This window comes from Pseudomonas sp. KCJK9000, assembly GCF_046230725.1.
Taxonomy (GTDB): domain Bacteria; phylum Pseudomonadota; class Gammaproteobacteria; order Pseudomonadales; family Pseudomonadaceae; genus Aquipseudomonas; species Aquipseudomonas promysalinigenes.
Window position 1 is genome coordinate 224,847 of record NZ_JBJJLN010000001.1, and the last position, 19,151, is coordinate 243,997.

Consider the following 19,151-nt stretch of genomic DNA (forward strand, 5'->3'; position numbering starts at 1 on the left):
TTACAGCCCTTCGAGCAGATCGGACATGTCGTCCGCGTGCTCTTCTTCCTGGGCCAGAATGTCCTCGAACAGGCGGCGAGTGGTTGGGTCTTTATCGCCGATGTACTGGATGATTTCGCGGTAGCTATCGATGGCGATACGCTCTGCCACCAAGTCTTCCAGCACCATTTCCTTCAGCGTGCTGCCTTCGACGTACTGGGCATGGGCATTCTTGGTCAGGTTGTCCGGATTGAAGTCCGGCTCGCCACCAAGTTGCACGATGCGCTCGGCCAGTTTGTCGGCATGCTCGGCTTCTTGAGTGGCATGCTCGAGGAACTCGCTCGCCGCAACACTGGCTTTGATGCCGCTAGCCATGAAGTAGTGGCGCTTGTAGCGCAGGACACATACCAATTCGGTAGCCAGCGACTCATTCAGCAAGCGCAGGACTTCCTGACGGTCGGCGTCGTAACCCTCAGTCACTGCACCTTGTTCGACGTGCTCGCGAGCACGTTTGCGCAAGGTTTGTACATCGGTCAGTTCAACATTGCTCATGATGCTCTCCAATCAGCTGAAAACGGATGGTCTGGATAGGCGTAAGGCTCAGGCGCCGTTGGCGGCCTTGCGGTCTTCTTCTCGTTGTTTGCAGGTTTTGAAGCCCTTGGCATCGACGTGGCCGGTGGCATCGAAGCGCACGTAGTACGGCTGTTGGTGGCCGTCACGGTTAAGAATGTAGTCGTTGCAGGTGCCACCGTTTGGCAGGTCGATGACATTCGACGGGCTGCCGCCAATGGCAATGACTTTCTGCATGGTCATACCGTTCTCCACCTGCTTGACCAGCGGCTCGTTTCGGTAAGTCACGTAGTCCACAGGGTTTTCCGGGCGGTTGCTGCACGCTGCCAGCGTGGCGCTGGCCAGAAGTATAGCCAGGGTCTGTTTGTACATAGGTCCCGCTCCTTGCTAAGGGTCTGTTTGGTTTGGAACCTCGCGGCGCGCCGGGAGTTCGATTGCGATGGTCATTCAAGCTTCTGTAGTGTTGGCGAGATCGTCTAGGCAGAGGGGCCATGCAATGGCGCAGGATCTGGCAACGCGGTACCCACTGGTGTTGGTGCCAGGCATGCTCGGTTTCGTCCGCGTGCTGCTTTACCCCTACTGGTTCGGCATCGTTCGGGCGCTGCGCGACGGGGGCGCCCAGGTATTTGCCGTGCAGGTTTCGCCCTTGCACTCCAGCGAGGTGCGCGGTGAACAACTGCTGGCAATCATCGAGGACATCTGCCGGCGCACCGGAGCGGCCAAGGTCAACCTCATCGGCCACAGCCAAGGGGCGCTGAGTGCACGTTACGCCGCTGCCCGCCGCCCTGACCGAGTGGCTTCGGTCACTTCCGTGGCTGGCCCTAACCATGGCTCGGAGCTGGCTGACCACCTGGAGCGCACAGCCCCCGGCGATTCGCCCCAAGGTCGCGTTCTCAAGGCCATCTTGCATGGCTTGGCGATTATGCTGGTATGGCTGGAAACGGGCTGGCGCCGTCAGCCACTGCCAATAGACGTGCACGCTTCCCATCAATCGCTGACCAGCGCCGGCGTGGCGCTGTTCAATCAGGCCTATCCTCAAGGGCTGCCCGAAACGTGGGGCGGGGAGGGCGCCTACGAAGTCAACGGCGTGCGCTACTACTCCTGGTCCGGCACCTTGCAGCCCGGCCTGACTGACAAAGGCCGCAACCGGTTTGACGGCAGCAACCGTTTCTGCCGCCTGTTCGCACGCAGTTTCGTCAAGGAAAAAGGCCATTGCGACGGCATGGTCGGGCGTTTCAGCTCGCACCTGGGGCAGGTGATTGGCGATGACTTTCCCCTCGACCACCTGGATATCGTCAACCATTCGCTGGGCGCCGTTGGCAAGGGCGCCGAACCACTAAGGTTGTTCACTGAGCACGCGGCGCGGCTCAAGGCTGCCGGGCTTTAGTGGCCGCCTGGCCTGAAGCCTGCGCGGATGCGTGTAAAAATTCTTGTCTACACTCAGGCCCATGTCCGTGCATCGGGCGCGGAGACAAGGAGACCTCTCCATGAAATTGCTGCACATGCCACTGCTGGCGTTGGCGCTTCTGTTCAGCGCGCAAGGCTTTGCCGCCAACACGGCGCAACAGGAAAAAATGAAGACCTGCAACGCCGACGCCACCGCCAAATCACTCAAGGGTGATGAGCGCAAAGCGTTCATGAGCACCTGCCTGAAAAAAGACATGCCCCAGACCCAGCAGCAGAAGATGAAAACCTGCAATGCCGACGCTTCCAGTCAAGCGTTGAAGGGGGATGCGCGCAAAGCGTTCATGAGCGACTGCTTGAAGAAGAAGTGACCTGCGCCTATGCCTATGTCGTGAAGGCTGGCAGACTGCGGGCATTCCCGCCGTCTGCCTTCGAGGCTGTATGACTTTCACCCCCCGTCAGATCACCCTGGCAAGCCTGGTCATCGTCATGGCCGGGCTGCTCTTGGCCTTGCCCCTGAAATTACTGCCCAGCCTGCTGGCCGGACTGCTGGTGTTCGAGTTGGTCAACATGCTCACCCCGCGGCTGCAGCCGCTGATCGCCGGGCAGCGTGCGCGCTGGCTGGCGGTGGCGCTGCTCGGCACATTGGTGGTCAGTGCACTGACCCTGTTGATCGCCGGCGCCTTCAGTTTCCTGTTGCACGAAGCCGAGAACCCTGGCGCATCGCTGGACAAGTTCATGGTGCTGGTCGAGCGCGCCCGCAGCCAGTTACCACCGTTCATCGAGGCCTACCTGCCGGCCAGTGCGGCGGAGTTCAAGGTGGCCATCGGCGACTGGATCAAGAGCCACCTGAGCGACCTGCAACTGGTGGGCAAGGGCATGGCGCACATGTTCGTGACGCTTTTGATCGGCATGATCCTGGGGGCGATCATCGCCTTGCAGCGCATCCCTGACATCTCACGGCGCAAGCCTCTGGCCGCGGCGTTGTTCGAGCGTTTGAGCCTGCTGGTGCAGGCATTTCGCAACATCGTCTTCGCGCAGATCAAGATTTCGCTGCTCAACACCACCTTCACCGGCATCTTCCTCGCCGTGGTGCTGCCATTGTTCGGCGTACACTTGCCGCTGACCAAGACGCTGATCGTGCTGACCTTCCTGCTGGGGTTGCTGCCGGTAATCGGCAACCTGATGTCCAACACCCTGATCACCATCGTCGGCATGTCGCTGTCGATCTGGGTGGCGGCTGCTGCGCTGGGTTATCTGATCGTGATCCACAAGGTCGAATATTTCCTCAACGCCAAGATCGTCGGTGGCCAGATCAGGGCCAAGGCATGGGAACTGCTGCTGGCGATGCTGGTGTTCGAGGCAGCGTTCGGCTTACCCGGTGTGGTAGCGGGCCCGGTGTATTACGCGTACCTGAAAAGTGAGTTGAGGCGGGCCGAGCTGGTTTGATCGAAGGCTGGGGCCGCTTGGCGGCCCCCCTTGCAATCAGGCCGCTCCGTAGCGCTTGCGTGCCTCGATCGCCAGGCCGCTACCGATACTGCCGAAGATGTTGCCTTCCACGTGCTGCGCATTGGGCAGCATTGCTGCCACGCTGTTGCGCAAGGCCGGGATCCCGCTTGAGCCGCCTGTGAAGAATACCGTGTCGACCTGGCCGGCATTCACCCCGGCCTTGGCCAGCAACTCGGTCACGCTGCCGCGCACGCGTTCTAGCAGCCCCTCGATGGCCTCCTCGAACAGCGCTCGGGTCAGGTCGACGCCCAGTTCGCGTTCCACGCGGCTGAGGTCGATGCGGCGGCTGAGCTGTTCGGTCAGCTCGATCTTGCTGGTTTCCACCTCCATTGCCAGCCAGTGCCCAGCTCGCTCTTCGATCAGCTTGAACAGGCGATCGATGCCCAAGGTGTCCTCGATGTCATAACGCATGCTGCCTAGTGCCAGCTGCGATTTCTGCGAGTACAGGGCATTGATGGTGTGCCAGGTAGCCAGGTTCAGGTGGTAGCTGGTGGGCATCAGGGCGCCGCTTTTCATCCGGCTGCCATAGCCGAACAGCGGCATTACGCCCTGCAGGCTCAGCTGCTTGTCGAAGTCGGTGCCGCCAATGTGCACACCACCGGTGGCGAGAATATCGCTCTGACGCTCGGCCACCAGGTGCCGTTCGGGTGACAGGCGGATGAGGGTAAAGTCGGACGTACCGCCGCCGATATCGACAATCAGCACCAGCTCTTCACGGCTGATGCCGGACTCGTAGTCGAACGCTGCGGCAATCGGTTCGTACTGGAACGATACGTCCTTGAAGCCGATCTTGCGGGCGACCTCTGCCAGGGTGTCTTCGGCCTCCTGGTCGGCAGCCGGGTCTTCGTCGACGAAGAATACCGGGCGGCCCAGTACCACTTGGTCGAATTCACGACCGGCGGCGGCTTCGGCGCGCTTTTTCAGTTCGCCGATGAACATGCCCAGCAGGTCCTTGAACGGCAGCGCGCTGCCCAGCACGCTGGTGTCATGCTTGATGAGCTTGGAGCCCAGCAGGCTTTTGAGCGAGCGCATCAGGCGGCCTTCGTAGCCCTCCAGGTACTCGTGCAGCGCCAGGCGGCCATACACGGGGCGACGTTCCTCGATATTGAAGAACACCACCGATGGCAGGGTGATCTTGCCATCTTCCAGGGCGATCAGCGTTTCGACGCCTGGGCGGTGCCAGCCGACCGTGGAGTTGGAGGTGCCAAAGTCGATACCCAGCGCGCGGGCCGGCGATACGTCAGACATGGGAAAAAGCTTCCGGAGGCAAAACGGCCGCGCAGTTTATGCCAGTTGGCTACAGAATCAAGACCGATCGTCTGCCTTGAAGCAACCCCAAGCGAACCTTGAAAGGCTATGCTTGACCCCTATCTACAGCTGCAATACGAAAATTCACATTGGTGATCCAACGATGGACTTCAAAGACTATTACAAGATACTCGGCGTAGAGCCCACGGCGGACGAGAAGGCGATCAAGGCCGCTTACCGCAAGCTGGCGCGCAAGTATCACCCTGACGTCAGCAAGGAGCGTGACGCCGAGGAAAAATTCAAAGAGGCCAACGAGGCCTACGAGGTGTTGGGCGACGCGCAGAAACGCGCCGAATTCGACGAAATCCGCAAGTATGGCGGCCAGCATGGCCGGCCGTTCCAGGCGCCGCCCGGGTGGCAAAGCCGCGGTGGTGATGGCGGGCCTGGCGGGGGCTTCGAAAGCGGCGACTTCTCCGACTTCTTCAGTTCGATCTTCGGTGCTCGCGGCGGTAACCCGTTCGGTGGCGGCGGCCGGCAACAACAACGCAGTGCCGGCAGGCGAGGGCAGGACGTGGAATTGGAACTGGCGATCTTCCTGGAAGAAACCCTGAGCAAGGAATCCAAGCAGATCAGCTTCCAGGTTCCGCAAACCAATGCGGCCGGCCAACGCACCGGGTTCACCACCAAGACCCTGAACGTGAAGATCCCGGCCGGGGTCACCGATGGCGAGCGTATTCGCCTCAAGGGCCAGGGGGCGCCGGGCGTTGGTGGCGGTGCCAATGGCGACCTGTTCCTGACCGTGCGCATGGCGCCGCACCCGCTGTTCGATGTCGAAGGCCACGACCTGATCATCACCGTGCCGCTGGCACCGTGGGAGGCAGCCTTGGGCACCAAGGTGGCCGTGCCGACCCTGACCGGCAAGATCAACCTGACCATTCGCCCCGACAGCCAAAGCGGCCAGCGCCTGCGCGTGCCGGGCATGGGCCTGGCCAACAAGCACGGTGAGCGTGGCAACCTTTACGCTCAGCTCAAGGTGGTAATGCCACCGGCTTCGGACCCTGCAACCCGTGAACTGTGGACCCAGCTTTCCGAGAAGGCTGCGTTCGACCCGAGGACACAATGGAGTAAGTGATCATGAGCAGCACCCTGATCGTTCAACTGGACATGCGTACCTTGTGTCAGGAAGCCGATATCACGGCTGACTACGTGATCGAAATCGTCGAGCACGGCATTGTCGAGCCCTCCGGGCAAACCCCGGAAGACTGGTTGTTCGACGATCAGGCGCCGCTGTTGGCCAGGCGTGCAGCGAAGCTGCATCGGGAGCTGGAACTGGAGTGGGAAGGCGTAGCGCTGGCGTTGGAGCTGCTGCAGGAAGTGCAGCAACTGCGTAGCGAGAACACAATGCTCAGGCAGCGGTTGGGGCGTTTTGTGCAGGGTTGACCTGTTAATTCTGCCAGTAGACGAGCCCCGGCCCGACTCCATATTTTGAACGCGTCGTGTTTAATCCTTCCAAGAGGGCTTTACAGATGAGCGTTCAAGTTGCTGGTACCCAGCAAGATTATCGAGCTGCTATCAATCGCAAAGGGATCGTTGTGGTCGAGGTCTTTCGCGAGGGTAGCTCGGCGAGCAGGGCGGTGACCGAGTATGTTGAAAAGTGGGCCGTCGAGGAGCAGAAAGTCGCATTTCTGCGAGTGCCGCTGGCGCTGGTGAAGGACGATCCCACAACATTCAACCACGTCGCCAGTGCACCCACTATTTGCTATTTCAAGGATGGCAAGTGTGTGCTTGAGGTATTAGGCAACTATTCCACCAGCAACTGGTTCAAGGACAAACTGCGCGACGTTGACGCCCAGGCTTAAGCATTCAGGCCGTTGGCTGGCTATCATCTTGGAGCATCAGCTGCATGAACGTCAGATCCAGCCAGCGGCCAAACTTCACCCCGACCTGAGGCATCTGCCCGGTCACCACGAAGCCCAGCCGCTCATGCATGCGCACCGAGGCAGCATTGCCGCTTTCGATGGCGGCAACCATCACATGCTTGCCGCACGCCCGCGCCCGCTCGACCAGGGCGGCCATCAGCGCCGGGCCAAGGCCTTTCCCGCGTTGGTCACCACGGATGTACACCGAGTGTTCCACGGTCAGGCGAAACCCTTCGAACGGGCGCCAGTCGCCAAACGATGCGTACCCCAGCACCCCGGTCTGATCTGCGGCCACCAGTATCGGGTAGCCTTGCTGACCCCTTGCTTCGAACCACGCCTGTCGGTTGCCCAGGTCTACCGGGGTTTCGTTCCAGATCGCCGTGGTGTTGCACACGGCATCGTTGTATATGTCGAGGATGCCCGGCACATCGGTGAACAGGGCGTCGCGTATGTGGTAACTCATGGCAGCGTCTCGCAAAGTCGATGGCTGCAGATTAAATGGTTACCAGCCCGCGCACACCTTCGGCCTGCATGTTTTCACCTCGCCCGCGCTGGATGATCTCGCCGCGGGCCATGACCAGGTATTGGTCGGCTAGCGCTTCGGCGAAGTCGTAGAATTGCTCGACCAGCAGGATCGCCATATCGCCACGTTCTGCCAGGCGCCGGATCACCGCGCCGATTTCCTTGATCACCGAGGGTTGAATGCCTTCGGTCGGCTCATCGAGGATCAGCAAGCGGGGCCGGCTGGCCAGTGCCCGGCCGATGGCAAGTTGTTGCTGCTGGCCACCGGACAGGTCGCCCCCACGGCGTTGTTTCATCTGTTCCAGCACCGGGAACAGCTCATAGATGAAAGCGGGCACTTCTCGCGCTGCACGGGCCGGGAAACGCGATAGGCCCATCAGCAGGTTTTCCTCGACCGTCAGGCGCGGGAAAATCTCGCGGCCCTGGGGCACATAGGCAATACCTGCGTGGACGCGTTGCTGAGGCTTGAGTGTGGTGATCGGTTTGCCTTCCCACTCGACGCTCCCCTCGCGGGCCGGCACCAGGCCCATCAGGCAGCGCAACAAAGTGGTCTTGCCCACGCCATTGCGCCCGAGCAAGCAGGTGACTTCACCGACCTTGGCTTCGAAGGACAGGCCGCGCAGGATGTGGCTGCCGCCGTAGTACTGGTGCAGGGTGTCGATTTTCAGCATGTGCAACTCCAGGGAAATCTGCTTTGCCTGTAGCGGCCCCTTCGCGGCCAAAGCCGCTCCCCCCATGTTGTAGCTGATCTCAAGGCCTTGGGGAGCGGGTTCACCCGCGAACGGGCCTGGTGTCTAACGGCCCAGGTACACCTCGACCACCCGCTCATCCGCCTGCACCTGCTCCAGCGAGCCCTGCGCAAGCACGCTGCCCTGGTGCAGCACGGTCACATGGTCGGCAATGCTGCCGACGAAGCCCATGTCGTGCTCCACCACCATCAGCGAATGCTTGCCGGCCAGGCCCTTGAACAGCTCGGCGGTGAATTCGGTTTCGGCATCGGTCATACCCGCCACTGGCTCGTCGAGCAGCAGTAGTTGCGGCTCCTGCACCAGCAGCATGCCGATCTCCAGGAACTGCTTCTGCCCGTGCGACAGCAGGCCGGCCTGGCGCTGGGCCAAGGGCAGCAGGCGCAGTGTCGTCAGCACTTGCTCGATGCGTTGGCGCTGTTCATCACAAAGGCGCGCGGTCAGGCTGGCCCATACCGACTTGTCGGTCTTCAAGGCCAGCTCGAGGTTCTCGAAGACCGTCAATGCTTCGAACACAGTGGGCTTCTGGAATTTGCGGCCGATACCTGCCTGGGCGATCTGGTATTCACTCATGCGGGTCAAATCGAGGGTATCGCCAAAGAAGGCGCTGCCGGTGTCGGGCCGGGTCTTGCCGGTGATCACGTCCATCATCGTGGTCTTGCCGGCGCCGTTGGGGCCAATGATGCAGCGCAGCTCGCCCACACCGATGTACAGGTTCAGGGCATTGAGGGCTTTGAAACCGTCGAAGCTGACACTGATGTCCTCAAGGCTCAGCACCGTGCCATGACGGGTATCGAGCCCGGTCTTGCGGGTTTGGCCCAGGCCTATCGCCTCGCGGCCGCTGCCAAGTTGGTCGAAAACCGGTTCGAGCATGAATTCGGGGTGTACCGGGGGCACGCCTCTCATGGCTGGCTCCTTTTTTTCAGCAGGCCGACTACGCCTTTGGGCAGGTACAACGTGACCAGGATGAACAACGCCCCGAGAAAGAACAGCCAGAACTCTGGGAATGCCACGGTGAACCAGCTCTTCATGCCATTGACCAGGCCGGCGCCCAGCAGTGGGCCGATCAAGGTGCCACGCCCGCCCAGGGCTACCCATACGGCGGCCTCGATGGAGTTGGTCGGTGACATCTCGCTGGGGTTGATGATGCCCACCTGCGGCACGTACAACGCGCCTGCCAAGCCGCACAACACGGCGCTGAGCACCCACACCAGCAGCTTGAAACCGCGCGGGTCGTAGCCACAGAACATCAGGCGGTTTTCTGCATCGCGCACGGCGGTGAGCAGACGGCCGAACTTGCTTTGAGTCAGGCGCCAGCACAGGTACAGGCTGGCCAACAACAGGCCGACGGTGCACAGGAACAGCACCGCGCGAGTGCCTTGTGCGGCGATGTCGTAGCCAAGGATCGTTCGAAAGCTAGTGAAGCCGTTGTTGCCGCCAAAGCCTGTCTCATTGCGAAAGAACAACAGCATCCCGGCGAAGGTCAGGGCCTGGGTCATGATCGAGAAGTACACGCCCTTGATCCGCGAGCGGAAGGCGAACCAGCCGAACACCAGTGCCAGCAGGCCGGGCGCCAGCACCACCAGGCACAGGGCCCAGGCGAAATGCTCGGTGCCCACCCAGTACCAGGGCAGTTCGCTCCAGGACAGGAACGTCATGAACCCCGGCAGCCCATCACCGGCCGCCTGGCGCATCAAGTACATGCCCATGGCGTAGCCGCCGAGTGCGAAGAACAGGCCATGGCCCAGCGATAGTAGCCCGGCGTAACCCCATACCAAGTCCAGCGCCAGGGCGACGATGGCGTAGCACAGGATCTTGCCGACCAACGTCAGGATGTAGGCTGAAACGTGCAGTGGATGATCGGCCGGCAGCAGCGACAGCAACGCCAGGGCCACCAGCAGCGGCACGACGACCGCCCCAATGGCCAGTGACAAGCGTGGGCCAGCTTTTTGCGAAGCGGTGACAAGCAGTGGCTGGTTCATCAGTCGATTACCCGTCCCTTGAGGGCGAACAAGCCTTGCGGGCGCTTCTGAATGAACAGAATGATCAACGCAAGGATGAGGATCTTGCCGAGTACCGCACCGATCTGCGGTTCCAGCAGCTTGTTGGCGATACCCAAGCCAAATGCGGCCCAAAGGCTGCCGGCCAGTTGCCCGACGCCACCGAGTACCACAACCAGGAACGAGTCGATGATGTAGCTCTGGCCCAGGTCCGGGCCGACATTGCCCACCTGGCTCAGCGCCACACCACCCAGCCCGGCGATGCCAGAGCCCAGGCCGAAGGCGAGCATATCGACCCGGCCGGTGGAGACGCCGCAGCAGGCTGCCATGTTGCGGTTCTGGGTCACGGCGCGCACGTTCAGGCCCAGCCGTGTGCGGTTGAGCAGCAGCCAGGTAAGCAGCACCACTGCCAGGGCGAAGCCGATGATCACCAAGCGGTTGTAGGGCAGTACCAGGTTGGGCAGCAGCTGGACGCCGCCGGAGAGCCACGCTGGGTTGCTGACCTCGACGTTCTGCGCACCGAACAGCAGGCGAATGGCCTGGATCAGAATCAGGCTGATGCCCCAGGTTGCCAGCAGGGTCTCCAGTGGGCGGCCATACAGGTGGCGAATCACCGTGCGCTCCAGAGCCATGCCGACCCCGGCGCTGACCGCGAAGGCTACCGGCAAGGCGATCAATGGATAGAACTCGATGGCGCCAGGGGCATAGCGCTGCAGCAACACCTGGACCATGTAGGTGCTGTAGGCGCCCAGCATCAGCATCTCGCCATGGGCCATGTTGATCACCCCAAGCAAACCGAAGGTGATCGCCAGGCCCAGCGCTGCCAGTAGCAGGATCGAACCCAACGACAGGCCACTGAAGGCTTGGCCCAGCAGCTCGCCTATCAACAGCTTGCGCTTGACTTGGGTCAGGCTGGTTTCGGCAGCGGTGCGCACCCCAGGGTCGCCTTCGGCATCCGCTTGCAGCAAGGCTTCGAGGCGGGTACGTGCCAGCGGGTCGCCGGTCTCGCCCAGCAGGCGTACGGCAGCCAAGCGCACCGCTGGCTCACTGGCGCTCAGTTGCAGGTTGGCTAAAGCCAGGCCAAGGGCCGCATGCACCGCGGCATCCGGCTCACTGGCAAAGCGCCGGTCGAGGAAAGCCATCTGTGCCGGCTGCGCACTCTTTTGCAGCTGCTGAGCGGCGGCCAGCCGGGTGGCGCTGCTCTGGCCGAGCAGTTGGTGGCTGGCCAGCGCATTGTCGATCAGGCCGCGCAGGCGGTTGTTCAGGCGCACCTTGCGCGTGTCATCGGGCCCGATGCGGCCCTGGCGAAGGTTTTCCAGCAACGGCAAACGCGCTGCATCGGGTTGTGCCGCCCAGCTTTCCAGCAGCCGGGCCTGCTCGGCGGGCTTGGCGGACAGGAAAAATTCGCCCTCGCTGGCCTGAGTGGCCAAGGGTAATAGCAAGAGCAAAAGCACAGTGAACAGGAGTCTGAGCATGCGAGCAATCCTGGCTATCGACGGTGGATTCTTCGTGGGTGAACCCACGCCCACAGGTAAGAAGCAAGGGCTGAACCCTGAAACGTCCCTGTTGCAGCGGGCTTACCTGCGAATGGGCCGCTAGGCGGCCCCGCGCATCAGTTGCCTTTCACAGCGTAATCAGGGCGCTTGTCGTTGCCCGGAATGAACGGGCTCCATGGCTGGGCACGCAGTGGTTGCTCGGTCTCCCAGACCACGCTGAACTGCCCGTCATCCTGGATCTCGCCGATCATCACCGGCTTGTGCAGGTGGTGGTTGGTCTTGTCCATGGTCAGGGTGAAGCCCGACGGCGCCTTGAAGGTCTGCCCGGCCAACGCCTCGCGTACCTTGTCGACATCGGTCGACTTAGCTTTTTCAGCAGCCTGGGCCCACATATGGATGCCCACGTAAGTGGCTTCCATCGGGTCGTTGGTTACCGCTTTGTCGGCGCCGGGCAGGCCTTTGGCCTTGGCGTAGGCTTTCCAGTCGGCGACGAACTTCTGATTGACAGGGTTATCCACCGACTCGAAGTAGTTCCAGGCTGCCAGATGCCCAACCAGCGGTTTTGTGTCGATGCCTCGCAGCTCTTCTTCACCAACCGAGAACGCCACCACCGGCACATCGGTGGCCTTCAGGCCCTGGTTGGCCAGCTCTTTGTAGAACGGCACGTTGGAGTCGCCGTTGACCGTGGAGATCACTGCCGTCTTGCCGCCTGCGGAGAACTTCTTGATGTTGGCGACGATGGTCTGGTAATCGGCGTGGCCGAACGGGGTGTAAACCTCTTCGATGTCCTTGTCGGCCACGCCCTTGCTGTGCAGGAAGGCGCGCAGGATCTTGTTGGTGGTGCGCGGGTAGACGTAGTCGGTGCCCAGCAGGAAGAAGCGCTTGGCGCTGCCGCCGTCTTCGCTCATCAGGTACTCGACCGCTGGAATGGCCTGCTGGTTGGGCGCTGCCCCGGTGTAGAACACGTTCGGCGACATCTCTTCGCCTTCGTACTGCACGGGGTAGAACAACAGGCCGTTGAGCTCCTCGAACACCGGCAGCACGGACTTGCGCGATACCGAGGTCCAGCAGCCGAACACCACCGCGACCTTATCCTGGGTCAGCAGCTGGCGACTCTTCTCAGCGAACAGTGGCCAGTTGGAGGCCGGGTCGACCACCACCGGCTCCAACATCTTGCCGTTCACACCACCCTTGGCATTGATCTGGTCGATGGTCATCAACGCCATGTCCTTGAGCGAGGTTTCGGAAATCGCCATGGTCCCGGACAGCGAATGCAGGATGCCGACCTTGATGGTCTCGGCGGCCTGGATACTCCAGCTCAGGCCCATCGCCGCAATCGATGCGCTGAGGGTGAATGCCTTGATCAGACTGCGACGCTTCATGTGCTCTCTCCGCTAGGTTTCTTATGTGTTGGGCAAGCGGGAAGGGCTTTGCAAGGGGTGTGCCGAGTGGCGGAAGGTGCATGGCAGACGGGTTGTGCGAGGTGTTGGGGCGTTTTGGCGGCCCAGCATGGTGCTTGGTGCGATCGTTCGCACAATAGTGGGGCTTGCTCAGGGGGGCTACCGTCACTCACCTGTTGAGTGAAGGCGCTTCAGCGCCTTGCACCAATAGGTGAGTGAGTCGTATTGCGTAAGGGCAGCACAGTAGCCCGGGCGGGATCAGCCGTTACGCACTGTGGTACGAGGGGAGCGTTTGCCACGAAGGAACTGGTAAGTAACCGCCAGCAGCAGGAACCATAACGGCGTGACCACCAAGGCCGAGCGGGTATCGGCCTCCAGGCTCAGCAGCACCAGAATGAATGCGAAGAACGCCAGGCACACGTAGCACATCAAGCGCCCGCCCGGCATCTTGTAGGTCGAGGCCTGGTGCAGCGCGTCGCGATGCTTGCGGTACTTCAGATACGACAGCAGGATCAGCGTCCAGACGAACATGAACAGCACCGCTGACACCGTGGTCACCAAGGTGAACGCCTCGATCACATTCGGCACCAGGTAGATCAGCACCGCGCCCAGCAACAGGCAGATGCAGGAGAAGTAAAGGCCGTTGGCTGGCACCGAGCGGCTTGAAAGTTTCTCGAATGCCTTTGGCGCATCGCCTTCCTGGGACAAACCGTAGAGCATGCGGCTGGTGGAGAACACGCCGCTGTTGGCCGAGGAGGCGGCCGAGGTCAGTACCACGAAATTGATGATGCTCGCCGCCGCAGGCAGGCCGGCCAGCACGAACAGCTCCACGAACGGGCTCTTGCCCGGCACCACGTCGCGCCATGGGGTTACCGCCATGATCGCGACCAGTGCCAGCACGTAGAACACGATGATCCGCACCGGGATCGAGTTGATCGCCCGTGGCAGGGTACGCTCAGGGTTCTTCGCTTCAGCAGCCGTGGTGCCTACCAATTCGATACCGACGAAGGCGAACACGGCGATCTGGAAGCCTGCGAAGAAGCCCATCAGGCCATTGGGGAACATGCCGCCGTCGTTCCACAGGTTGGCCAGTTGTGCTGTGCGCCCGCTTGGCGAAGTGAACCCGGTGATGACCATGTACAGGCCGGTAGCCACAAGGCCGAGAATGGCGACGATCTTGATCAGGGCGAACCAGAACTCCAGTTCACCAAACATTTTCACCGTCACCAGGTTCAGCGACAGCAGTACGGCAACGCAGGTCAGCGCCGGTATCCACTGCGGCAGGTCGGGGAACCAGAATTGCGTGTAGGCGGCGATGGCCACCACGTCGGCGATGCCGGTCACCACCCAGCAGAACCAATAGGTCCAGCCGGTGAAATAGCCGGCCCATGGACCGAGCAGGTCGGCAGAGAAGTCGATGAACGATTTGTAGTTAAGGTTCGACAGCAGCAGTTCGCCCATGGCGCGCATGACGAAGAACAGCATGAAGCCGATGATCATGTAGACGAAAATGATCGACGGCCCGGCCAGGCTGATGGTCTTGCCCGAACCCATGAACAGGCCAGTACCGATGGCGCCGCCGATGGCGATCAGTTGAATGTGTCGATTGGTCAGGTTGCGCTGCAGATGCTGGTCATCTGGCGTGGTTGGTGAGGTTTGCGTCATCAAGCGGCATTCCCTTGGAAGGACAGTCTTCTTGTCAGAGGTAGCCGGCTAGGCTAACACGCTCGTGCCAGATTGGTGCGCGACAGATCGACTCGACTTTTGCGTAGCAGGCATGCCTGCTGTACTGGCCTGTTCGCGGGTGAACCCGCGAACAGGCTGGAATGCCTCAGGCGCTGACCAGCGCTCGGCGGCGCTTCACCGCCAGGCTGTCCAACACCCACATCACCAGCATCGACACGCCCACCAGGGGGAACATAACCCCCAGCACCAGCATTACCCCCACCGCCGCTTTCCAGCGCGGCAGGTCATGGCGCAGCGGCGGTACGCCCAGCCCACCCTGTGGCCGGCGCTTCCACCACATCACCAACCCGCTCACCGAGCCCAGCAGGATCATCAGGCAAACCAGCAGGATGATGACCTGGTTCAGCGGCCCGAACATCTTGCCTTCGTGCAGCATCACGCCCAGTTCGGTAGCTCGGGCGACCGGGCTATAGTCGTGCCAGCGCACATCGGCCAAAACCTTGCCGGTGTACTGGTCCACATGCAGGGTGGCATCGTTGCGCGGGTCGTCGGCGAATACGGCGATCGTATACACCCCCTGCGCCGTGGTCGGCGCGGTGATGCTGTAGCCCGGCGTTACCTGGCGTGCCGTGGCGATGTCCTGCACTTGCTGCAGGCTCACCTGGGGTGCAGCCGGTGCACTGTCCATCATGTGATGCCCGGCATGCTCGGCATGGGCGCCGGACTGCGGCATCGGCGTGTTTTCCAGCGCCCACGGCACGGTCTGGCGGTGCGCGCTGTTCAGCTCGCGGGCCTGTTGGTCGGATTTGGGCACGTCATTCCACATGGCTGCCGGGAAGCGATTCCACAGGTCGGCGTACTGTTTGCCCCACAGGCCGGTCCAGGTCATGCCGCTGATCAGCATCAGCAACAACAGGGCGGAGCCCCAGAACCCGGTGACCGCATGCAGGTCACGCCAGAACAGCCGGCCCTTGGCAGCCAGGCGTGGCCATAGCACGCCTGCGCCACTGCGCCCGCGGGGCCACCACAAGTACAGCCCCGACACCACCAGCACGATGCCCCAGCCAGCGGCCAGCTCCACCAGGCGGTCACCGACCGTACCGACCATCAGCTCGCCGTGCAGCGCGCGGGCGATGGCTTGCAGGTTCTGCTTGGCGTCCTGTTCGCCCAGGAACTTGCCGCTGTAGGGGTCGATAAACACGTTCAGCTCTCGGCCTGCATCGTGTACCACGAACTGAGCGCTGCGCTTGGCATCGATCGGCGGCAGGTACTGGCCGACATGGCCATTGGGGTAGGCTTGGCGCACTTCGGCAAGCAAGGCGTCGGCGCTTTGTCGGTGGTGGCCCTGTTCGACCACCATCAGGTCTCGGTACATCAGCGGGTCCAGCTGCGGCTTGAACAGGTAGATGATCCCGGTGATCGCCAGCAGAATCATGAAGGGGGCCACGAACAGCCCTGCATAGAAATGCCATCGCCAGGCCAGGTTGTAGAAGGTGATGCGCGTTCCTCTCATGGGAACCTCCTGTTTGACCAGCATGTGGGCGCAACCGCTGTTGCGCCCGTCGTTGTTGTCAGAAGCTGAAATCGACCTTGGTCCAGAAGGTCCTGCCCGGCTCGTTGACCGGCTGTGGGTCACTGGCCGGGTAGCCAAACCCGGCATTCCCGGCCAGGTTCAGATGCTCGGCGTAGGTTTTGTCGAACAGATTGTCGACCCCCGCGCTGAGCTTGAGGTTGTGATTGACCTTGTAGGCGCCGTTGAGCGAGAACACGCCGAAGCCTGCGCTTTTGTCGTAGTCCTTGCCTACCACGTTGCCCTGGTTCTGGGCGATGCGGTTCTGCGCCGCCGCCAGGCGCCACAAGGCACCGGCGCTCCAGCTGTCGCGGCTGTAGGTCAGCCCCAGGCGACTTTCCAGCGGCGGCATTTGCGGCAATGCCTTGCCGTCGCTGCTGTTCTTGCCCCAGGCATAGGCCACAGTGGCATCGGCCTTCCAGCGATCACTGAGTTTGTACGCCGCGCCCAGCTCGCCGCCCATGATGCGGGCGTCGACATTCTGCGCCTGGGTGCTGCTCATGCCCATCATCGCGCTGCGGTAGTCGAACAGGATGTAGTCACGAATCTGGCCGATGTAGCCCGATGCCCAGGCTTCCAGACGCTCGCCGCGGTACTGGATACCGAAGTCGAGCTGAGTGGTCTTCTCTGGCTTGATGCTGTCGAAGGCATTGACCGCGCCTGCCGGGCCTTGATCGGGAGAGAACAGCTCCCAGTAGTCGGGGAAGCGCTGGGCATGGCCCAGGCCAATGTACGTGGTCGCCGCCAGGGCTGCCAGGTCATGCTCATAGCGCACGAAGCCACTGGGCAAGGTATCGGCACGGGTGTTGCCGTTGGTGGCGCTGTCGTCACGAAAGTCCCGCGCCGTGGCACGGTCCAGGCGGGCGCCGGTGATCAGCCGATCGTCACCGGTGGCGTACCAGGTCAGCTCGGCAAAGGCACCGTAATTGTGGAAGTCGGCGTCCTTGGTCCATGGCTCGCTCCTGTAGGTGTCGACACCCATGGCGCTGCGCGCACGGTGCTCATTGGTCTGCGCGTCGATGCCGCTGATCAGCTGCACGTCAGCCCAGCGCCAGGTGGCCTTGATACGTGCGCCCAAGGTGCGGCGATCCACTGCAGCGGCCATGGGGCCTGCCATCATGCCGGTACCTGAGGGGGTACGCAGGCTGTAGTTGTCCATCACATGGTCGGCGTAGTTGTAGTAGACCTGCGCCTCGACCTTGTCGAGCACCTCGCCGATGTTGGACTTCTCAAAGCGCAGGCCCAGGCTTTCGCGCTTGAATTGCGCGCCGTCCATGCCCCGCCCGGCATAACGCGCCTCGCCGTCACCCTTACCGGCGGTGAGTTCGAGCAAGGTGTCCTGGTCGGGCGTCCAGCCCAGGGTGACGTCGCCGTTCCACTTTTCCCAGCGCGACGGCACGGTGTCGCCATTGCCGTCTTGGTAATCGTCCGAGCGCGACTGGTTGCCAATAAAGCGTGCGTAGCCCTGGCTATTGCCGGCGGCGGCGTCGAGCACCTTGTCGAAGCGGCCATTGGACCCGGCCAGCAAGCTGGCATTGACCCGGCTGCCAAGGGTGCCGAACTTCTCCGGCTCACGCTCGAAGAGCACCGTGCCGGCCGAGCCCCCCGGCCCCCAGATCACGCTTTGCGGGCCTTTGATTACAGTCAGGCGGTCGTAGGTTTCCGGGGCGATGTAGGAGGTGGGGGCATCCATACGGTTGGGGCAGGCGCCGAGCATTACACCGCCGTTGGTGAGAATGTTCAGGCGTGAGCCGAACATGCCACGCAGTACCGGGTCGCCATTGGTGCCACCGGCGCGGATCGCTGAAAAGCCAGGTATGGTTTTCAGGTAGTCGGCGCCATCACTGGCCGGCACCGGCTGGCGCGGATCTTTGGGGTTGGTGACCACGGTCAGTGGCGAGCTTGGCGCGATGGCAGTGATCACCGTAGGGCTCAGCTCGGCTTCGTTGGCCTCGGGGCCAAGGTCGCTGGCCAGGGCCATGGGGGCAAGCAGCGAGCCGCATAACGCGGCGAACGTCCCGCGCAGGGCGGGTGGAAAAACACGGGTGCAGCCAGACATAGTGATTCCAGTCGATCAGTCATGAGGGGGCCCGAAGCCTCGTGGCTCCGGGCGATAGCAGTGGATTCAGACGCTGATCGAAAGGGGCGGCGCGCGGCTACGCGCACCGGGGAAAACCGCCTGCCGGGCATGCCCCAAACGCGTGGCAGTCAGGGCATGCGTGGCAGGGACTGCGCTGGCCACGCCCAGTGGGCTTAGGGCCTGTGGCAGGGCGGGGCAGTTGAACAGCAGGCTGCAATAGCCGCACTTCTCCCACATCACATGCAGCTGGCCATCGTTGCCGTGGCCGTGATGGCCGTCGCTGCCATGGGCGTGAGCCGCCGGCATGGCCATGTCCATCGGCATGCTCATGCCGGCGTGGTGGTTCATCGGCATCGCCTGGGAAATAAGCGGGCCGATGAAAATCATCCACATGGCGAACAGGCTCAGCCAGCCGCCACCGACGCACCTGCTAGCAGGGCGGGTGGTACGGCTGCGGCTGTTACGCGGCAGGCTCATGGGGGCAGTGGCTGTGAGCGGGTGTCAGTGCGTGTGTTCGTGGGCCTGGTCCGCTGGCGCCTGCTTCTGTACGGCTACCTCCACGGTAATGTCGCCAGCCTTCTGGAAGTGCAGGGTCAGCGGGAAGCGCTTGCCGTCGCTGAGCAGGCTGCGGTCCTTGGGCTGCATGAGCATCACGTGGTAGGCGCTTGGGGCGAAGACCAGATCCTTGCCGGCGGGCACCACCACGGTGCTGACCTGTTGCATCTTCATGGCGCCGCTGGCGCTCATGGCATGTTCGTGCAGTTGCGCGTCATCGCTGATCGGGCTGTCGACGCTCAGCAAGCGGTCATCGGCTTTACCGTTGTTGTGCACGACAAAGTAGGCGGCGACGTTGGGCGCGTTCGGCGGCAGTTGCAGCGACCAGGGGTGAGCGATGTGCAGGTCGCCAACGGTGTATTCATGGGCATTGGCGTAGACGCCTGGCAGCAGCAGGGCAGCCAGTACGAGAGCTTGCTTGAGCATGGTGGTTCTCCGATCTGTTCAGGTTCAGGCACACAGCATGA

21 protein-coding genes are annotated in these 19,151 nt (G+C 62.2%); 7 read left to right on the top strand and 14 right to left on the bottom strand.

Translation table 11 applies throughout. The features are described 5' to 3' along the window. A complete protein-coding gene (locus ACK59H_RS00980; RefSeq protein WP_060477926.1) occupies window positions 1-531 on the bottom strand; it encodes a bacterioferritin in 531 nt (176 codons plus the stop codon). A 48-nt stretch (window positions 532-579) separates the two neighbouring features. After that, window positions 580-921 (bottom strand): osmotically-inducible lipoprotein OsmE, encoded by a 342-nt coding sequence (osmE, locus tag ACK59H_RS00985; protein WP_060477925.1) that lies wholly within the window; start codon window positions 919-921, stop codon window positions 580-582. Between the two features lie 124 nt (window positions 922-1,045). On the opposite strand from osmE, the gene ACK59H_RS00990 reads away from it, so the two are divergent. The 3 genes from ACK59H_RS00990 (at window position 1,046) to ACK59H_RS01000 (ending at window position 3,402) form a co-directional block, all read left to right on the top strand. Next, window positions 1,046-1,936 carry a triacylglycerol lipase gene (locus ACK59H_RS00990; RefSeq protein ID WP_060477924.1) on the top strand — a complete coding sequence of 297 codons (891 nt, stop codon included), beginning with the start codon at window positions 1,046-1,048 and terminating at the stop codon, window positions 1,934-1,936. A 100-nt stretch (window positions 1,937-2,036) separates the two neighbouring features. Beyond that, window positions 2,037-2,324: a PsiF family protein gene (locus ACK59H_RS00995; protein ID WP_060477923.1), complete on the top strand. Its 288-nt coding sequence runs from the start codon at window positions 2,037-2,039 to the stop codon at window positions 2,322-2,324. 70 nt (window positions 2,325-2,394) lie between these two features. Then, window positions 2,395-3,402, top strand: coding sequence for an AI-2E family transporter (locus tag ACK59H_RS01000; protein ID WP_060477922.1), 1,008 nt, complete (start codon window positions 2,395-2,397; stop codon window positions 3,400-3,402). Between the two features lie 36 nt (window positions 3,403-3,438). On the opposite strand, the gene ACK59H_RS01005 is transcribed toward ACK59H_RS01000, so the two are convergent. Next, complete coding sequence (locus tag ACK59H_RS01005) at window positions 3,439-4,710, bottom strand: Hsp70 family protein (RefSeq protein ID WP_060477921.1); 1,272 nt, start codon at window positions 4,708-4,710, stop codon at window positions 3,439-3,441. A gap of 163 nt (window positions 4,711-4,873) precedes the next feature. Here ACK59H_RS01005 and cbpA point away from each other — a divergent pair, with 163 nt between their 5' ends. From cbpA to ACK59H_RS01020, 3 genes are all read left to right on the top strand, one after another. After that, a complete protein-coding gene (gene cbpA / locus ACK59H_RS01010) occupies window positions 4,874-5,842 on the top strand; it encodes a curved DNA-binding protein (RefSeq protein ID WP_060477920.1) in 969 nt (322 codons plus the stop codon). A 2-nt stretch (window positions 5,843-5,844) separates the two neighbouring features. Continuing rightward, on the top strand, window positions 5,845-6,150 hold the full coding sequence (locus tag ACK59H_RS01015) for a chaperone modulator CbpM (RefSeq protein WP_060477919.1): 306 nt from the start codon (window positions 5,845-5,847) through the stop codon (window positions 6,148-6,150). An 86-nt stretch (window positions 6,151-6,236) separates the two neighbouring features. After that, window positions 6,237-6,569, top strand: coding sequence for a thioredoxin (locus ACK59H_RS01020; protein ID WP_060477918.1), 333 nt, complete (start codon window positions 6,237-6,239; stop codon window positions 6,567-6,569). A 4-nt stretch (window positions 6,570-6,573) separates the two neighbouring features. Here ACK59H_RS01020 and ACK59H_RS01025 read toward each other — a convergent pair whose 3' ends face one another. The 5 genes from ACK59H_RS01025 to urtB form a co-directional block, all read right to left on the bottom strand. Next, the gene (locus ACK59H_RS01025; protein WP_060477917.1) at window positions 6,574-7,092 is read right to left on the bottom strand and encodes a GNAT family N-acetyltransferase; all 519 of its coding nucleotides are present in this window, start codon (window positions 7,090-7,092) and stop codon (window positions 6,574-6,576) included. A gap of 31 nt (window positions 7,093-7,123) precedes the next feature. Beyond that, window positions 7,124-7,822 (bottom strand): urea ABC transporter ATP-binding subunit UrtE, encoded by a 699-nt coding sequence (gene urtE, locus ACK59H_RS01030; RefSeq protein ID WP_060477916.1) that lies wholly within the window; start codon window positions 7,820-7,822, stop codon window positions 7,124-7,126. Between the two features lie 123 nt (window positions 7,823-7,945). Then, window positions 7,946-8,803: an urea ABC transporter ATP-binding protein UrtD gene (gene urtD / locus ACK59H_RS01035; protein WP_186476404.1), complete on the bottom strand. Its 858-nt coding sequence runs from the start codon at window positions 8,801-8,803 to the stop codon at window positions 7,946-7,948. Then, complete coding sequence (gene urtC / locus ACK59H_RS01040) at window positions 8,800-9,879, bottom strand: urea ABC transporter permease subunit UrtC (RefSeq protein ID WP_060477915.1); 1,080 nt, start codon at window positions 9,877-9,879, stop codon at window positions 8,800-8,802. The genes urtD and urtC overlap by 4 nt, the downstream gene beginning before the upstream one ends. After that, window positions 9,879-11,372, bottom strand: a complete 1,494-nt coding sequence (urtB, locus tag ACK59H_RS01045) for an urea ABC transporter permease subunit UrtB (RefSeq protein ID WP_060477914.1) — start codon at window positions 11,370-11,372, stop codon at window positions 9,879-9,881. Before urtB ends, urtC begins: the two co-directional genes overlap by 1 nt. On the opposite strand from urtB, the gene ACK59H_RS01050 reads away from it, so the two are divergent. After that, on the top strand, window positions 11,371-11,496 hold the full coding sequence (locus tag ACK59H_RS01050) for a hypothetical protein (protein WP_269057872.1): 126 nt from the start codon (window positions 11,371-11,373) through the stop codon (window positions 11,494-11,496). The genes urtB and ACK59H_RS01050 overlap by 2 nt on opposite strands. Window positions 11,497-11,509: 13 nt before the next feature. On the opposite strand, the gene urtA is transcribed toward ACK59H_RS01050, so the two are convergent. The 6 genes from urtA to ACK59H_RS01080 form a co-directional block, all read right to left on the bottom strand. Next, complete coding sequence (gene urtA, locus ACK59H_RS01055) at window positions 11,510-12,775, bottom strand: urea ABC transporter substrate-binding protein (RefSeq protein WP_186476406.1); 1,266 nt, start codon at window positions 12,773-12,775, stop codon at window positions 11,510-11,512. Between the two features lie 276 nt (window positions 12,776-13,051). Continuing rightward, window positions 13,052-14,458 carry a D-serine/D-alanine/glycine transporter gene (gene cycA / locus ACK59H_RS01060; protein WP_060477912.1) on the bottom strand — a complete coding sequence of 469 codons (1,407 nt, stop codon included), beginning with the start codon at window positions 14,456-14,458 and terminating at the stop codon, window positions 13,052-13,054. 166 nt (window positions 14,459-14,624) lie between these two features. Beyond that, the gene (locus tag ACK59H_RS01065) at window positions 14,625-15,992 is read right to left on the bottom strand and encodes a PepSY-associated TM helix domain-containing protein (protein ID WP_409264168.1); all 1,368 of its coding nucleotides are present in this window, start codon (window positions 15,990-15,992) and stop codon (window positions 14,625-14,627) included. A gap of 58 nt (window positions 15,993-16,050) precedes the next feature. Continuing rightward, a complete protein-coding gene (locus ACK59H_RS01070; RefSeq protein ID WP_060477911.1) occupies window positions 16,051-18,108 on the bottom strand; it encodes a TonB-dependent copper receptor in 2,058 nt (685 codons plus the stop codon). A 66-nt stretch (window positions 18,109-18,174) separates the two neighbouring features. Beyond that, a complete protein-coding gene (locus ACK59H_RS01075; RefSeq protein WP_060477910.1) occupies window positions 18,175-18,606 on the bottom strand; it encodes a DUF2946 domain-containing protein in 432 nt (143 codons plus the stop codon). 24 nt (window positions 18,607-18,630) lie between these two features. After that, the gene (locus ACK59H_RS01080) at window positions 18,631-19,110 is read right to left on the bottom strand and encodes a copper chaperone PCu(A)C (RefSeq protein WP_060477909.1); all 480 of its coding nucleotides are present in this window, start codon (window positions 19,108-19,110) and stop codon (window positions 18,631-18,633) included. Window positions 19,111-19,151 lie beyond the last annotated feature (41 nt).

Excerpts from the sequence above, each read along its gene's own strand:
- ACK59H_RS01005 (WP_060477921.1), bottom strand. The coding sequence starts at position 4,710 with ATGTCTGACGTATCGCCGGCCCGCGCGCTGGGTATCGACTTTGGCACC.
- ACK59H_RS01000 (WP_060477922.1), top strand. The coding sequence starts at position 2,395 with ATGACTTTCACCCCCCGTCAGATCACCCTGGCAAGCCTGGTCATCGTC.
- urtB (WP_060477914.1), bottom strand. The coding sequence starts at position 11,372 with ATGCTCAGACTCCTGTTCACTGTGCTTTTGCTCTTGCTATTACCCTTG.
- ACK59H_RS00980 (WP_060477926.1), bottom strand. The coding sequence starts at position 531 with ATGAGCAATGTTGAACTGACCGATGTACAAACCTTGCGCAAACGTGCT.
- ACK59H_RS01050 (WP_269057872.1), top strand. The coding sequence starts at position 11,371 with ATGCGAGCAATCCTGGCTATCGACGGTGGATTCTTCGTGGGTGAACCC.
- cbpA (WP_060477920.1), top strand. The coding sequence starts at position 4,874 with ATGGACTTCAAAGACTATTACAAGATACTCGGCGTAGAGCCCACGGCG.
- urtC (WP_060477915.1), bottom strand. The coding sequence starts at position 9,879 with ATGAACCAGCCACTGCTTGTCACCGCTTCGCAAAAAGCTGGCCCACGC.
- ACK59H_RS01015 (WP_060477919.1), top strand. The coding sequence starts at position 5,845 with ATGAGCAGCACCCTGATCGTTCAACTGGACATGCGTACCTTGTGTCAG.
- urtD (WP_186476404.1), bottom strand. The coding sequence starts at position 8,803 with ATGAGAGGCGTGCCCCCGGTACACCCCGAATTCATGCTCGAACCGGTT.
- ACK59H_RS01070 (WP_060477911.1), bottom strand. The coding sequence starts at position 18,108 with ATGTCTGGCTGCACCCGTGTTTTTCCACCCGCCCTGCGCGGGACGTTC.
- osmE (WP_060477925.1), bottom strand. The coding sequence starts at position 921 with ATGTACAAACAGACCCTGGCTATACTTCTGGCCAGCGCCACGCTGGCA.
- ACK59H_RS01025 (WP_060477917.1), bottom strand. The coding sequence starts at position 7,092 with ATGAGTTACCACATACGCGACGCCCTGTTCACCGATGTGCCGGGCATC.
- ACK59H_RS01080 (WP_060477909.1), bottom strand. The coding sequence starts at position 19,110 with ATGCTCAAGCAAGCTCTCGTACTGGCTGCCCTGCTGCTGCCAGGCGTC.
- ACK59H_RS01075 (WP_060477910.1), bottom strand. The coding sequence starts at position 18,606 with ATGAGCCTGCCGCGTAACAGCCGCAGCCGTACCACCCGCCCTGCTAGC.
- ACK59H_RS01020 (WP_060477918.1), top strand. The coding sequence starts at position 6,237 with ATGAGCGTTCAAGTTGCTGGTACCCAGCAAGATTATCGAGCTGCTATC.
- cycA (WP_060477912.1), bottom strand. The coding sequence starts at position 14,458 with ATGACGCAAACCTCACCAACCACGCCAGATGACCAGCATCTGCAGCGC.
- urtA (WP_186476406.1), bottom strand. The coding sequence starts at position 12,775 with ATGAAGCGTCGCAGTCTGATCAAGGCATTCACCCTCAGCGCATCGATT.
- ACK59H_RS01065 (WP_409264168.1), bottom strand. The coding sequence starts at position 15,992 with ATGAGAGGAACGCGCATCACCTTCTACAACCTGGCCTGGCGATGGCAT.
- urtE (WP_060477916.1), bottom strand. The coding sequence starts at position 7,822 with ATGCTGAAAATCGACACCCTGCACCAGTACTACGGCGGCAGCCACATC.
- ACK59H_RS00990 (WP_060477924.1), top strand. The coding sequence starts at position 1,046 with ATGGCGCAGGATCTGGCAACGCGGTACCCACTGGTGTTGGTGCCAGGC.
- ACK59H_RS00995 (WP_060477923.1), top strand. The coding sequence starts at position 2,037 with ATGAAATTGCTGCACATGCCACTGCTGGCGTTGGCGCTTCTGTTCAGC.